We start from the raw sequence: 15,851 nt of genomic DNA, 5'->3' as shown, positions 1-15,851 counted from the left end.
GGATAGAGATGAAGAAGGTTGCTGTATTCTTAGCAGAAGGCTTTGAGGAAATTGAAGCTTTAACAGTAGTTGACATTATGAGAAGGGCTGGAGTTACCTGCCATATGATTGGAGTAGAAAAAATAAATGTTTTGGGAGCTCATAATATTGAGGTTAAATGTGATAAAACATTAGATGAGGATATAAAGGATTATGATTTAATAGTTCTTCCAGGAGGAATGCCAGGAGCGAGAAATTTACAAAATAATGATAAAGTTATTGAAACTGTTAAATATTTTTATGAAAATGATAAGTTAGTATCAGCCATATGTGCAGCTCCAATAGTACTAGGTACAGCCCAAATAATAGATGGTAAGAATATAACTTCTTATCCAGGCTTTGAAGAAGAACTAAAAGGATGTAATTATAAAGAGGATAGAGTTGTTGTAGATAAAAATATAATAACAAGCAGAGGGCCTGCAACAGCAATGGAATTTGCATATAAGCTATTAGAGATGTTAGGAAATGATAAATATAAAGAAATAAGTAGTGGTATGTTATATAAATAAAATAAGATATGTTTTAGAAAATAATAAGTCAGTAACAGTATTGACTTGTTATTTTCTTTTATATATCTAACAGTGAGGATGAGTAAAATGAAAGAAAAATGGATGATTATTAATAGAAAAAAAGAATTTGAAATATTAAAAAGTGAAATTGAATTACATCCATTAATATTAAGATTACTTGCAAATAGAGGAATAGCCTCAAAAGAAGATGCAACACTTTTCTTAAATGGTAGCTTAAATGATTTACTAGATGAGAATACAATGAAAGGTATGAGAGAGGGAGTATCTATTATAAAAGATGCTATTTTAGCAAGAGAGAAAATTGTGATATATGGAGACTATGATTGTGATGGAGTATGTAGCACAACTATCTTATATAAAACTCTTGAAGAATTAGGTGCTAATTTTACTTATTATATTCCAAATAGAGAAGAAGAAGGTTATGGAATAAATAGTGATAGAATAAGAAAACTCAAAGAAGAAGGTGCAGAGGTTATTTTGACTTGTGATAATGGTATTTCTGCTATAGAACAAGTGAAGGTAGCTAAGGGGTTAGGGCTTAAAGTTGTAGTTACTGATCACCATGATATTCCTTACATAGAAGAGGGGGATAATAGAGTATTTATAGTTCCAGAGGCAGATGCTTTAGTAAACCCAAAACAACATGATTGCAATTATAAATTTAAAGAACTTTGTGGGGCTGGCATAGCTTTAAAATTTGCATTGAGACTACTTTCAGAAATGGGAAAAGATTTAGAAGATTATAAAGAACTCTATCAGTATGCAGCTATAGCTACTGTTTGTGATGTGGTAGAAATTTTGGGAGAAAACAGAATAATACTAAAGGAAGGCCTTAAGCAAATAAATGAAACTCATAACAAAGGACTTAAGGCATTAATAAAAGAAACATCACTTGAAAATAGAGAAATAAATGAATATCATTTTGGTTTTGTTATTGGACCAACTATTAATGCCACTGGAAGGTTAGAAACAGCAGATTTATCAGTGGAACTTTTGATTACTAAAGATGAAGAAAGAGCAGTAGAATTAGCTAAAAAGCTTTATGAATTAAATAAGATAAGGCAAGAGTTAACATCTGAAAGTGTAGAAAGAGTAATGGAAGTCATAGAGAAAAATTTTAATAAAGAAGAAAAAGTTATACTTGTATATGATGGAGAGATTCATGAAAGTATAGCAGGAATAGTAGCAGGAAGAGTTAGAGAGAAGTATAATTTGCCAACTATTATTTTAACAAAAGGAAAAGATATGCCAAAAGGGTCTGCTAGAAGTATTGAAGGATATAATATGTTTGAAGAACTTAATAAATGTAAAGAATTTATAGAAAAGTTTGGAGGACATCCTATGGCAGCAGGGCTTTCTGTTCAAGAAAAAAATATACCATTACTAAAAAAAGCTTTAATACAAAAATGCCCTTTAAAGAATGATGATATAGTTCCAGTGACTCGTATTGATTCGCCGTTACCATTAAATAAGATAGATGAAGAGTTAATAGAAAGCATAGAGAAATTAAGGCCTTTTGGAAAAGGAAATAATAGTCCTCTATTTGCAGTAAAAGATTTAGTAGTAAGTAGGGTGTTTTTTATGGGAAAAGAAAAGAACTTTATGAAGTTTAGATTTACCATGCCTGGAACTAATACTTATATAGAAGGAGTAAATTTTGATAAATATGAATATTTTAAAGAGGAGTTTATAAATAGATTTGGAGAAGAAAAATTTTTAAAACTTCTAGATGATGGCTATTCAAACTTCAAAATGGATATAGTATATTATCCTGGAATAAATGAGTTTATGGGGAAAAGAAATATTCAATTAAACATAAAAAATATGAGAATCTAATATTTAAAAAGAGATGTTTTTAATATTGAAAATATCTCTTTTTTGTTAACTTTTTGTCATTTAACTATATTTTACTGAAAAATAAACTAATAAGTAGTTCTTTATTTGTACAATTTCGTGATTAATATCACGGTGTTTGGTTTGTATTTTAATTATTCTATTAGTAAAAGCTAATTTTTACAACTAAACCATAGTAAGTGAAAAAATTATCAAACAGAAGAGGTGATAAATTAAAAAATACTAACAACACACTTATTTAGGAAAGAGGGATAGTATGAAAAAGGTTCAATCAACTTGTAATTATTGTGCCTTAGCTTGCAATTTAGATTTTTATGCTGAAGGGAATAAAATAATTAAAATTTTGCCAACAAAAAAATATCCAGTAAATGATGGGTTTGCTTGTATAAAAGGATTATCATTAGATAAGCAACAAACAGTACAAAAAGAATCTACATTACCTAGGATTAGGGAGAAAGATGGTACATTTAAAAGGATTTCTTGGAATGATGCATATAAAGTAGTTGCAGATAAATTTTTAGATTTACAAGAAAAGCATGGGAAAGAAAGTATTGCAGCTATTAGTACTGGTCAGTTAGTTCTAGAAGAGTTTGCTTTATTTGGACATGTAATGAGGAATTATTTGAAAACTAATGTTGATGGAAATACAAGATTATGTATGTCTACATCGGTAGTTGCTCATAAACAAAGTTTTGGGTTTGATGCCCCTCCGTATACATTAAAGGATGCAGAATTATCTGATACTATAATATTAATTGGTGCTAATCCTGTAATAGCACATCCTGTATTTTGGGATAGGATAAAAAATAATAAAAATAAAAAATTAATAGTTATAGATCCAAGAAAATCAGAAACAGCACAAAATGCTGATTACTGGTATGGCATAAAAGGAAAAACAGATTTAATATTGCTTTATTCCATAGCTAATAGTCTTATTAGTAAAGGATACATAGATAATGAGTACATAAGTAACTATACAGAAGGATTTGAAGATTTTAAGGAATTTGTTAAACAGTACGATATAGAAACTGCAAGTAAAGAAACTGGTGTTAGTGAATCAGCAATTTTAGAACTTGTAGAATTAATTCATAAGGGAAAAAGAGTTTCTTTTTGGTGGACAATGGGTGTTAATCAAGGATATGAAGCTGTTAGAACAGCTCAAGCTATAATTAATTTAGCATTAATGACAGGAAATATTGGAAAACCAGGCACTGGAGCAAATTCTCTTACAGGACAATGCAATGCAATGGGATCAAGAGCATATAGTAATACAGCATCTCTTTTTGGTGGGGGAGATTTTGATAATATGGTTAGACGTGAAAGAATAGCTGAAGTTCTTGGAGTTAATGAATCCATTCTTGCCAATAAACCAACATTAACCTACAACGCAATTATTGAAAAAATTATATCTGGAGAAATAAAAGGATTGTGGGTTATTTGTACAAATCCACGTCATTCATGGACAAATAATAGTAAGTTTAAAGAGGCTATGGAAAAGTTGGAATTTTTTGTGGTCCAAGATATTTATGGTAATACTGATAGTTCTCAAGATTGTGATATGTATCTTCCAGTAGTTTCAGGAATTAAGAAAGAAGGAAATTTAATAAATACAGAAAGACGAATATCTGCTTTACGTCCAGTACTAGAAAAATCTCCAAATGAAAGAAGTGATTATGAGGTTATTTATGGAATTGGACAGGCATTAGGAATGGGAGAACTTCTAGAAAAGTGGAAAACTCCTAGGGATGCTTTTAATTTAATGAGAGAATGTTCTAGAAATATGCCTTGTGATATGACAGGTGTTACATATGATGGATTAGTAAATTCTAATGGAATTCAATGGCCTTTTAGAGAAGGAGAAATGCTTAAAGAAGATGAGAGAAGATTGTATGAAGATAATAAGTACTACACACCTTCCCAAAAAGCTAAATTTGTATTTGAAGAAGTTCGTAAAAATCCATTGGCAGTTACGAAAGAATTTCCATATATTTTAAATACAGGAAGAGGAAGCATTGGACAATGGCATACACAAACACGTACAAGAGAAATAGCTGTTGTTGAAGATATTAACATTAAGGATGCATACATTTATATAAATACTAAACTTGCAGAGGAAATTGATGTTAAAGAAAATGAAAAAATTAAAGTTTCTTCTGTTAATGGTAATTTTTCTGATTTTAAAGTTAAAGTTACAGATAATGTTAAGTATGATGAACTTTATGCACCTATTCACTATTTGGAGTGCAATAATTTAACACCATCTTTATATGATTCATATTCTAAAGAGCCTTCATATAAGACAACTCCAATTAATATTTCTAAAATTCAAGTTGGAGGAGATAATTTATGAAGAGAATAAAAGCGAATAAAAGTAAATGTGTAGGATGTTTAACTTGTGTTACAGCTTGTATGGTTAGTAATGAAAGTTGTGATTCAAGAAATCGTATAGTTAGAGATAGTGAAAATAATGTTAAGCTTATTTTTTGTCACCATTGTGATAAGCCTAAATGTGTTGATGTATGTATTAATGGGGCAATGTCTAAAAATAAGGAAAATGGGTTGGTTGAATACAACAAAGGACTTTGTGTAAGTTGTAATAAATGCATAGAGGCCTGCCCTTTTGATGCACTGAAAAGTGATTCTATTAAACAAAAGGAAATTATGAAATGCAATATGTGTGTCCATAGAACAGAAAATAATGAACCTAATCCTATGTGTGTTGAGAAGTGTCCAATGGGAGCAATAAGCTTTAAATAACATAAATATAGGATAGAAGATAAGGAGATATTAGATGGAAAAAAAATCACTTTTTCAAAGATTAGAAAACTTGCCTGTTCCAATTCTTCCAGCAATTTTAGGGACTGCATCTCTATCAAATGTATATTTTAATTTAGGATACACTTGGATAAGACATGCTTCAATGTGGGCAGCAACAATTGTTTTAATAATATATATAATAAAAATTATATTTTATTTTAATACATGCAAAAATGAATATACTAATACTGTACCAGCTAGTTTGTATGCTGCTTTTTGCATGATTTTAATGATTTTAGGAAGTTACTATTTTGATTATAATCCAGTTGTAGGAAAGACTATGTGGTTTAGTGGAATTGTTATTCATGTTATACATATTTTAGTCTTTACATACAAAAATGTTATTAAAGGTATAAATAAAGATACTTTTGTTCCTAGTTGGTTTGTTACTTATAATGGAATAATGGTATCTACATCTATTGGAGTACCTATGAATGAACCAATAGTAGGAAAAATAATTGTATATTATGGAATAGTTGTTTTTTTGCTTATAATTCCATTTATGATATATAGGTTAATAACAGCGCCAATTAAAGATATATTTTATCATACTCAAGCAATTTTAGTTGCACCATCAAGTTTGTGTGTAATTGGATATTTAAATTATTTTAAAGAACCTAATCTAATAATAATATATTTACTATATGCATGTGTATTTTCAGCAGTAATATTTGTAATTATAAAAATACCAAAATTCTTTTCGTATTCATTTTATCCAGGTTTTGCAGGTATTACGTTCTCGATGGCAATTGGTACAGTAGCTTCAACTAAGGTATCATCATTTTTAACTGTACAAGGACATGAAATAGTTGGGAGTATTATTAAAGAAGTATCAGGAATTCAACTTTATATAACTACAGCATTTATTTCATTTGTACTTTATAACTTTTTAAAAATGCTTTTTGGTTGGAATAAATAGTTATAATTGAATAATATCCGTGCAAAAATATCTAAGGAGAGAACTCTATGATATTGAGCCAAAGCAAAATTGATTGCTTTCAGGGTTACATAGGAAACTATTTAGCCTTCCGTGTTTGAAAAGGATGATTATTCAAATTTTAAAATAAGATATTAATTTTGAATATATAGTATATTATTTAAGCTACATTATTTAGTGTGAATGATATACTTTTTTTTATAGATTATAATTTTTTGAAATTTAGTAGAAAATTAAGTAGAAATTATAAATTCATTAGAAGTCATGGGGATAATAATCAATAAAGAGAGTAAAAAAGTTCAATTATCTACATAGATTTTTATGATTTTTATGAAAATATTTCTATAATATACAATTTTAAATTTGAAATTTTATTTTTTACAAATATAATATTATATGATAGTTAAAATGTAATAGATATCATAATATAATTTAGAGAAAATAAAGTCTTTTATAAAACTTAGTATAGTATATATTTACATAGAAGGGAGAAATATTTCATTAATTACTAAAGAAAATATGAAAATCGTTACAGAATGAGTTGATTTTAAGGAGTGATAGTTTTGAGTAAGTATAAAATAATCATGACTGGTGGAGGTACAGCAGGACATGTTACACCTAATTTAGCGCTGATACCTAGTTTAGAAAAAAATGATTTTGAAATTAAATATATAGGAAGTAAAGATGGTATAGAGAAGGAAATAGTCACAAAAAATAATATACCTTATTTTGAAATTTCTTCAGGTAAATTAAGAAGATATTTTGATTTTAAAAATATGTCAGATCCATTCAAAGTAATAAAAGGTGTTTTTGATGCAAGGAAAATATTATCAAAGGAAAAACCAGATGTAATATTTTCAAAAGGTGGCTTTGTAGCTGTTCCAGTAGTTATAGCTGCATCTATGAAAGGAATTCCTGTAGTTGCACATGAATCAGATATTACTCCAGGACTTGCAAATAAATTATCAGCTCCTTTTTGTAATAAGCTTTGTGTTACTTTTAGAGAAAGTTTAAAATATATAAAAGGTGATAAAGGGGTATTAACAGGAAGCCCAATAAGAGATGAAATATTTAATGGATCAAAATTAAAAGGTTTGGAAATATGCGGCTTTGAAGGTAATAAAGAAGTGATCTTTATCATGGGAGGAAGCCTAGGTTCAAAGATTGTAAATGATGTGATTAGAGAAAACTTACAAGAGTTATTAAAGTCATATGATATTATTCATATTTGTGGTAAAGGAAATAAAGATGAAAATTTAAAGGATGTAAATGGTTATGTCCAATTTGAATATGTTAGTGAAGAACTTCCTCACTTGATGAAATCAGCAGATTACATAGTATCTAGAGCAGGGGCTAATTCTATATTTGAATTTTTAGCATTAAAAAAACCAACACTTTTAATTCCTTTATCAAAAAAGGCTAGTAGAGGGGATCAAATTTTAAATGCACAGTCTTTTGAAAAAGAAGGATATTCTTTAGTCATAGAAGAAGAAGATATAACTAAAGATACATTTATTGGAAAGGTAAAAGAACTTAAAGAAAAGAGAAAAGAGTTGGTTAGGAATATGAGTAAGGGAAAAGATAATGTTGGAAATGATGCTGTAATTCAAGTTATTATGTCAGTTATAGATACTAAGAAGTAAAATGACTGAAAATTTACATTATTCCTAATTTGTCTTTGATTAACAAATAACCTTGCAAAATAAAATCAGTGATATATAATGTAATTGGTAGGTTTATAATATCAAATTAACTAAACGTTAAAAATTTCACAATAGCGTTATGATTAATATGTTTAATTATATTTAAAATTGAATGTTATATTGTGAATTAATTCTAAATTTTGAAAGAGGGGTCTACGCGATGAGAAAAATGAAAACTATGGATGGAAATACTGCAGCAGCTCATATTGCTTATGCATTTACAGAAGCTACAGCAATCTATCCTATAACACCATCTTCACCAATGGCTGAACACGTTGATGAATGGGTAGCTCAAGGAAGAAAGAATATTTTTGGACAACCAGTAAGAGTAATGGAAATGCAATCAGAAGCAGGAGCTGCTGGTGCAGTACATGGTTCATTACAAGCAGGAGCATTAACAACAACTTTCACTGCTTCACAAGGATTATTATTAATGATTCCTAACATGTATAAGATAGCAGGAGAAATGCTTCCATCAGTATTCCACGTATCAGCAAGAGCACTTGCAACTTCATCACTTAACATATTTGGTGATCATCAAGACGTTATGGCTGCAAGACAAACTGGTTTTGCAATGCTTGCAGAAGGATCAGTTCAAGAAGTTATGGACTTAGCTCCAGTTGCACATTTAACTGCAATTAAGTCAAGAATTCCTTTCTGTAATTTCTTTGATGGATTTAGAACATCTCATGAAATTCAAAAGATTGAAGTTTTAGAATATGATGAATTAGCTAAGTTAGTTGATTATGAAGCATTAGATGCTTTCAGAGCTAGAGCTTTAAATCCAAATCATCCTGTAACAAGAGGTACAGCACAAAATGCTGATATTTACTTCCAAGAAAGAGAATCTGTTAATAAGTTCTATGATTCAGTTCCTGAAATCGTTGAAGGATATATGGCTGAAATTACTAAATTAACAGGAAGAGAATATCACTGTTTCGATTACTATGGAGCACCAGATGCTGATAGAGTAATAATAGCTATGGGTTCTGCTACAGACGTATGTGAAGAAACAATTGATTATTTAAATGCTAACGGACAAAAAGTTGGTGTTATTAAGGTAAGATTATTCAGACCTTTCTCAACTGAAAAATTCTTAAATGCTATTCCAAGCACAGCTAAGAGAATTGCTGTTTTAGATAGAACTAAAGAACCAGGTTCTGCTGGAGAACCATTATACTTAGACGTTAAGAATGCATTTTATGGAAAAGAAAATGCTCCATTAATCGTTGGTGGTAGATTTGGATTAGGTTCTAAGGACCCAAATCCAGGACATATTGCTGCAGTTTATGAAAACTTAGCAAAAGAAGAACCAAAGAATGGATTTACAATTGGTATAGTTGATGACGTTACAAATACATCATTAGAAGTACATGAAGATATAGATGCTACACCAGAAGGAACTACAGCTTGTAAGTTCTGGGGATTAGGATCAGATGGTACTGTTGGTGCTAACAAGAGTGCTATAAAAATCATTGGAGACCATACAGATATGTATGCTCAAGGATACTTCTTCTATGATTCAAAGAAATCAGGAGGAATCACAGTATCTCACTTAAGATTTGGTAAGAAAGCAATTAAGTCACCATACTTAATTAATAAGGCTGACTTCGTTTCATGTTCTAACCAATCATATATCCACAAATACAATGTACTTGATGGATTAAAGGCAGGTTCAACTTTCTTATTAAATACTATCTGGACTCCAGAAGATTTAGAAGAAAAGTTACCAGCATCATATAAGAACTTCATAGCAAACAACAACATTAAGTTCTACACATTAAATGCTGTTGCTATAGCTCAAGAAATTGGACTTGGTGGAAGAATTAACATGATAATGCAATCAGCATTCTTCAAGTTAGCTAAGATTATTCCATTAGAAGATGCAATAAAATACTTAAAAGACGCCGTTGTTTCTTCATACGGTAAGAAGGGACAAAAAGTTGTTGATATGAACAACGCTGCTATTGATAGAGGTGTTGAATCAATCATTGAAATTAATATACCAGAATCTTGGAAAACAGCTGTAGATAAAGAAGTTGTTGATACTAAGAAGAAGTCAGACTTCGTTAAGAATATAGTTATTCCAATGAACAGACAAGAAGGAGATGCTCTTCCAGTTTCTACTTTTGTAGGTATGGAAGATGGTACTTTCGAAGCAGGTACTGCAGCTTTCGAAAAGAGAGGAATCGCTGTTAATGTACCAGAATGGCAATCAGACAAGTGTATACAATGTAACCAATGTTCATTCGTATGTCCACATGCTGCAATCAGACCTGTATTATTAACTGATGAAGAAGCTAAGAATGCTCCTGAATCATTAAAGGCTGTTCCAGCTAAGGCATTAAAGACTGAAGAGCCATTACAATACTTCATGGCAGTTACTCCATTAGACTGTTCAGGTTGTGGAAACTGTGCTCAAGTATGTCCAGCTCCAGGAAAAGCATTAGTTATGAAACCACAAGATACACAAGCGGCTCAAATGGAAGCTTGGGATTATGCTATAGATGAAGTAAAAACTAAAGCAAATCCAATGAACAAGAATACAGTAAAAGGAAGTCAATTTGAACAACCATTACTTGAATTCTCAGGAGCTTGTGCAGGATGTGGAGAAACTGCATATGCTAAACTTATAACTCAATTATTTGGTGACAGAATGATGATTGCTAATGCAACAGGATGTTCATCAATTTGGGGAGGATCTGCTCCTTCAACTCCATATACAAAGAACCATAATGGACATGGTCCAGCTTGGGCTAACTCATTATTCGAAGATAATGCAGAATATGGATTAGGAATGTACTTAGGAGTTAAGTCTATAAGATTAAGAGTAGCAGAAAACTGTGAAAAAGCATTAGCTGCTGGTTTAGATGGTGAAGCTAAGGCTGCTGTTGAAGATTGGTTAGCTAACATCGACAATGGTGAAGGAACTAGAACTAGAGCTGAAAGATTAGAAGCTGCTTTAGAAGCTGTTAATACTCCAGAAGCTAAGGAAATATTAAAAGAAAAAGACTTCTTCGTTAAGAGATCTCAATGGATCTTTGGAGGAGACGGATGGGCTTACGATATCGGATACGGTGGAGTTGACCACGTATTAGCATCAGGAGAAGATGTAAATATATTCGTATTTGATACAGAAGTTTACTCAAATACAGGTGGACAATCTTCTAAATCTACTCCAACTGCTGCAATAGCTAAGTTTGCTGCAAGTGGTAAGAAGACTAAGAAGAAAGATCTTGGTATGATGGCAATGAGCTATGGATATGTATATGTTGCTCAAGTTAATATGGGAGCAGATAAGAACCAAGCTCTTAAGGCTATAGCAGAAGCAGAAGCTTACAAGGGACCATCATTAATCATAGGTTATTCTCCATGTATCAACCATGGATTAAAACTTGGTATGGGTAACAGCCAATTAGAAGCTAAGAGAGCTACTGAATGTGGATACTGGCAAATGTACAGATTCAATCCAGAATTAAAGGGAACTAAGAACCCATTCTCATTAGATTCTAAGGAACCAACAGCAGACTTCAAGGAATTCTTAATGGGTGAAGTTAGATATTCTTCATTAGCTAAAGCATTCCCAGAAGCAGCAGAAGCATTATTTGAAAAGACTCATCAAGATGCAATAGAAAGACTAGAAAGTTACAAGAGATTAGCATCTGCAGAATAATATAAATAAAAGTAAAAACGGGCTTTAAGCCCGTTTTTATTTTTATAATCAAGAATTGAAAAAGAAAAAAGAAATATTACTTTTATTTTTGGTTAATTAAGGGTACAATGAAGATGACACTAAAATTTCAGGAGGTAAGAAGATGGATAAAGAAGAAAAGAAATGTGGATGCGGACACGATCATGAAAATGAAGGTTGTGGATGCGGACATAATCATGAACATGGTCACGAAGGTTGTGGATGTGGGCATGATCATGATGAAGAAAGCTTCGTTATTGATTTAGAAGATGATAATGGAAATGTTGTATCATGTCCTATAATAGACGCTTTTGAATTTGAAGGAAATGAATATGTATTAGCTCAACATCCAGATGATGATTCAGTATATATGTTTAAATCAGAAAATGATGAATTAATAGTTCCAGAAGAAGAAGAGTTCAATAGAGTGGCTACTTATTATAATGAGGAATTAGTAGAGAAATAATAAGGGAGTGGTTTTTCCACTCTTTTTATTGTGAAAAAAATAAGAAAAAATTATTATGTATAATTTACATTAACCTATAATAATGCTATATTCTTTATATATGGCAAGGAAGGTGTAGATATGAAGTATGCTGATTTACATATTCATTCCTCATATTCAGATGGATGTTTTACTCCAGAAGAAATTCTTGAAATAGCTGAAAGAAAAGGGTTAAAGTGTATTTCTATAACAGATCATGATACCATAGCTTCACAATATATAACAAAAATAAAGTTTAGTAAAGTGAATATAATAACAGGAATAGAATTTAGTACTGAATATGATGATCAAGATATACATATATTAGCTTATCATATAGATATAGAAAATGTGAAATTATCTATGGCTATAGAGAGACTTAGGGATGCTAGAATTGAAAGAGCAAAAGAAATAATAAATAAATTAAAAAAAGTAAATATTGATATAGATATTAATAATCTAATAAGAGATGGTGGCTTTTCATTAGGAAGAGGTAATATTGCGAAAGAAATGGTTAATATGGGGTATGTGGATAATTTTAAAGAGGCTTTCACAAAATTCCTTATGAAGGGAAAAACTGCATATGTACAAGGAAAAAAACAAAATTTTAAAGAAGTTATGAAACTTATTGAAGAATGTGGGGGTATAGCAGTACTTGCACACCCAGGAAGAATATACAGAAGTATAGAAGTTGAAAATATAGTAAGAAAGTTAAAATGTCATGGACTAAAAGGAATAGAAGTTTATCATCCAAGCCATTCAAAAGAGCAGATAAATTGTTTCTATAATTTAAGTAAAAAATATAAATTGTTGATTACAGGTGGAAGTGACTTTCATGAAATAAAAAATGGGGACTGTACACTTGGAAGTCAAGGAATATCAGAGCTATTATTAGAAAAAATAATAAATATAAAAGATAAGCAATAAGTGATAATGGAGGAAAGAAAAAATGGGATGTTCAAAGAAGGCGGAAAACATAACTCCGTCAATTACATTAGCAATTACAACAAAAGCTAAGGAATTATCTGATGCAGGAGTTGATGTAGTAAGCTTTGGAGTTGGGGAACCAGATTTTAATACCCCTAAACATATAATAGAGGCTGCTATAAAGGCAATGGAGGAAGGAAAAACAAAGTACACAGCAACACCTGGTATATTAGAACTGAGAAAAGCTATTTGTAATAAATTTAAGAAAGATAATGGATTAGATTATACACCTGACCAAATTGTAGTATCAACAGGGGCAAAACAATGTTTAGCTAATGCATTTATGTCAATATTAAATCCAGAAGATGAAGTTTTGGTTTCATCACCTTATTGGGTTAGTTATCCAGAATTAATTAGATTAGCGGATGGAGTGCCTGTAATAGTAGAAACTAATAAAGAGAGCAATTATAAATTTAACTTGGAATTATTAAATAAATATACTACTAATAAAACAAAAGCATTAGTAATAAATAGTCCAAATAATCCTACAGGAACGATTTATTCAAAAGAAGAATTCAATGTAATTGCAGACTTTGCTAAGGAAAAAGATTTAATTATTATAGCAGATGAAATATATGAAAAGTTGATATATGATGGTGAAAAACATGTTAGTATAGCTAGTATATCTGAAGATAGTTATAAAAGAACAATAGTAATTAATGGATTATCAAAGGCTTATGCTATGACGGGGTGGAGAATAGGGTATTCAGCAGCAAGTAAAGAAATATCAAAACTTATGTCAAGTATACAAAGTCATATGTCGTCTAATACTAACTCTATAACACAATATGCAGCAGTTGCAGCACTAAATGGCCCAGAAGATGAACAAAAGGTAATGGTACAAGAATTTGAAAAAAGAAGAAATTATATGCTAGATAGGATATCAAAAATAAAAAATATTTCATGTATAGAACCGTCAGGAGCATTTTATGTAATGATAAATATTGAAAAGTTTTTTGGAAAAACTATAAATGATAAAAGAATTAACAATTCAGTGGGATTTTCTTCCATGCTTCTTGAGGAGGAAAATGTTGCAGTTGTTCCAGGAGCTGGTTTTGGAGTAGATAATTATGTAAGAGTATCTTATGCAACTTCAATGGAGACAATTAAAAAAGGTTTAGATAGAATAGAAAATTTTATAAAAAAGATAAAATAATAATACAAGCGAAGTTGTAAAAAAATACATCTTCGCTTCAATTACATTAGGATTTATTTACAAAATGTAATATAATAACATTATACATAAATTAGGAGGTAAATGGTGAAAAAACTAGCAATATTTGATGTAGATTATACAATAACAAAAAAGGAAACTCTTATGGAGTTATATAAATACAGCATAAAAGAGAATAAAAAAAATGTAATATATTTACCAAGAGCACTTTTTAGTGGACTAATGTACATACTAAAGATATATGATGAAAAAAAGGTGAAGGAAAGTTTTTTAAAGTTTTTAGATAATTTTGATGAAGATGAATTTAAAAGTTTGATGAAAAGATTTTATCATAATAGACTTAGCGAAATAATATATGAAGATTCTTTAAATATGATGAAAAAGTTAAAGGGGGAGGGGTATGATATATATTTAATATCTGCATCACCAGAATTTTATTTAAATGAATTATATGCAATTCCTGAAGTTAATAAGATAATCGGTACTAGATTTGGTTTTAGTAAAGGTAAGTTTGTGCGAAGTATGGAAGGAAAGAATTGTAAAGGTGAAGAAAAGGTTAAAAGATTAAAAGAAGTTCTAAAAGATGAGAATATACAGGTAGATTTTAAAGAATCGTATATGTTTTCAGATTCACTATCAGATAAACCTTTATTTGATCTAGTAGGTAAATCATATTTGATAAATTATAAAAAGAAACATGATATAGAAATATTAAAGTGGAAGTAGGGAGGAAATAAAAAATGGAGGCTATTCAAGATTTTTATATTGAAAACAATCAAATAAAAGGGCTAGAAGAATGGAAAGATGATGGAGAGAAGGAAATTATATATGAAGTGTTAAGAATCATAAAATGTAAACCTTTATTTTATGAGGAACATTATAAAAGAATGGTTAATTCATGTAGTTTAGCTGAGGTAAAATTAGAATTTTCTGAGGACACGATTAAGGAGTTAATAGAAAAATTGATTAAAGCAAATAAATCTATAGAAGGAAATATAAAGATAACATATGGTAAGGAAAGTAAAAAAATAAAGATGTTTTATATCAAGCATTCATATCCTAGTGAAGAAATGTATTCAGAAGGGGTTAGAACTATATTATACTATGGAGAAAGAGAAAATCCTAATGCTAAGATTGTTAATCAAAATTTTAGAAGTAAGGTTAATGAAAAACTTAAGGAAACAGGTGCATATGAAGCTATTTTAGTAGATAGAAATAATTTGATAACTGAAGGAAGTCGGTCTAATATTTTTTTTATAAAAGGAGATGCTATTTATACTTCAAAAGTAGAAAAAGTTTTACCTGGAGTTACAAGAACTGAAATAATAAAGCTTGCAAATGAAAATAATATTAATGTATTGGAGGGAGAAATTGATGCTAAAGATTTGATGGAATTTGATGCGATGTTTATATCTGGAACATCACCACAAATATTACCAATAAGTAAAGTAGAAGATATAAAATTTGATACTAACAATTATTTGTTGAGAAAATTAATGGAATTATTTTTAAAAAAGGTAGAAAAATATTAAAAATATTATAAAAAATACTTAGATTAATATGAATTGAATGAGTATTACAATAATTTAGAACTATAGTATATACTGAAAATGCATAAATGGTGTAAGGGGGAAG

Annotated in this window: 12 protein-coding genes and 1 riboswitch; all 12 genes read left to right on the top strand. The window is 29.9% G+C overall.

What is annotated here, in order from left to right:
• The first annotated feature begins 8 nt into the window (after window positions 1–8).
• The 12 genes from NNC19_RS00585 (at window position 9) to NNC19_RS00530 (ending at window position 15,748) form a co-directional block, all read left to right on the top strand.
• Window positions 9–548 carry a DJ-1 family glyoxalase III gene (locus NNC19_RS00585; protein WP_310936638.1) on the top strand — a complete coding sequence of 180 codons (540 nt, stop codon included), beginning with the start codon at window positions 9–11 and terminating at the stop codon, window positions 546–548.
• Between the two features lie 87 nt (window positions 549–635).
• Window positions 636–2,405: a single-stranded-DNA-specific exonuclease RecJ gene (gene recJ / locus NNC19_RS00580; protein WP_310936637.1), complete on the top strand. Its 1,770-nt coding sequence runs from the start codon at window positions 636–638 to the stop codon at window positions 2,403–2,405.
• Between the two features lie 274 nt (window positions 2,406–2,679).
• Entirely contained in the window at window positions 2,680–4,773 is a 2,094-nt protein-coding gene (locus NNC19_RS00575; RefSeq protein WP_310936636.1) for a molybdopterin oxidoreductase family protein, read from the top strand.
• Entirely contained in the window at window positions 4,770–5,180 is a 411-nt protein-coding gene (locus NNC19_RS00570; protein WP_310936635.1) for a 4Fe-4S dicluster domain-containing protein, read from the top strand. Before NNC19_RS00575 ends, NNC19_RS00570 begins: the two co-directional genes overlap by 4 nt.
• 34 nt (window positions 5,181–5,214) lie before the next feature.
• The gene (locus NNC19_RS00565; protein WP_310936634.1) at window positions 5,215–6,159 is read left to right on the top strand and encodes a TDT family transporter; all 945 of its coding nucleotides are present in this window, start codon (window positions 5,215–5,217) and stop codon (window positions 6,157–6,159) included.
• A gap of 3 nt (window positions 6,160–6,162) precedes the next feature.
• A riboswitch (molybdenum cofactor riboswitch) is annotated at window positions 6,163–6,301 on the top strand.
• A gap of 460 nt (window positions 6,302–6,761) precedes the next feature.
• Complete coding sequence (locus NNC19_RS00560; RefSeq protein ID WP_396136387.1) at window positions 6,762–7,820, top strand: undecaprenyldiphospho-muramoylpentapeptide beta-N-acetylglucosaminyltransferase; 1,059 nt, start codon at window positions 6,762–6,764, stop codon at window positions 7,818–7,820.
• A 220-nt stretch (window positions 7,821–8,040) separates the two neighbouring features.
• The gene (gene nifJ / locus NNC19_RS00555; RefSeq protein WP_310936632.1) at window positions 8,041–11,553 is read left to right on the top strand and encodes a pyruvate:ferredoxin (flavodoxin) oxidoreductase; all 3,513 of its coding nucleotides are present in this window, start codon (window positions 8,041–8,043) and stop codon (window positions 11,551–11,553) included.
• Window positions 11,554–11,695: 142 nt separating this feature from the next.
• Entirely contained in the window at window positions 11,696–12,037 is a 342-nt protein-coding gene (locus NNC19_RS00550; protein ID WP_310936631.1) for a DUF1292 domain-containing protein, read from the top strand.
• A 120-nt stretch (window positions 12,038–12,157) separates the two neighbouring features.
• Window positions 12,158–12,982, top strand: coding sequence for a PHP domain-containing protein (locus tag NNC19_RS00545; protein ID WP_310936630.1), 825 nt, complete (start codon window positions 12,158–12,160; stop codon window positions 12,980–12,982).
• Window positions 12,983–13,004: 22 nt separating this feature from the next.
• A complete protein-coding gene (locus NNC19_RS00540; RefSeq protein ID WP_310936629.1) occupies window positions 13,005–14,198 on the top strand; it encodes a pyridoxal phosphate-dependent aminotransferase in 1,194 nt (397 codons plus the stop codon).
• Window positions 14,199–14,303: 105 nt separating this feature from the next.
• Complete coding sequence (locus tag NNC19_RS00535; protein WP_310936628.1) at window positions 14,304–14,942, top strand: HAD-IB family hydrolase; 639 nt, start codon at window positions 14,304–14,306, stop codon at window positions 14,940–14,942.
• A 14-nt stretch (window positions 14,943–14,956) separates the two neighbouring features.
• On the top strand, window positions 14,957–15,748 hold the full coding sequence (locus NNC19_RS00530; protein WP_310936627.1) for an aminotransferase class IV: 792 nt from the start codon (window positions 14,957–14,959) through the stop codon (window positions 15,746–15,748).
• Window positions 15,749–15,851 lie beyond the last annotated feature (103 nt).

Source organism: Clostridium sp. SHJSY1 (assembly GCF_031626875.1).
Taxonomy (GTDB): Bacteria; Bacillota; Clostridia; order Clostridiales; family Clostridiaceae; genus Clostridium.
Note: the sequence above shows the minus strand (reverse complement) of the source record. Positions and strands in the feature narration are given on the sequence as shown.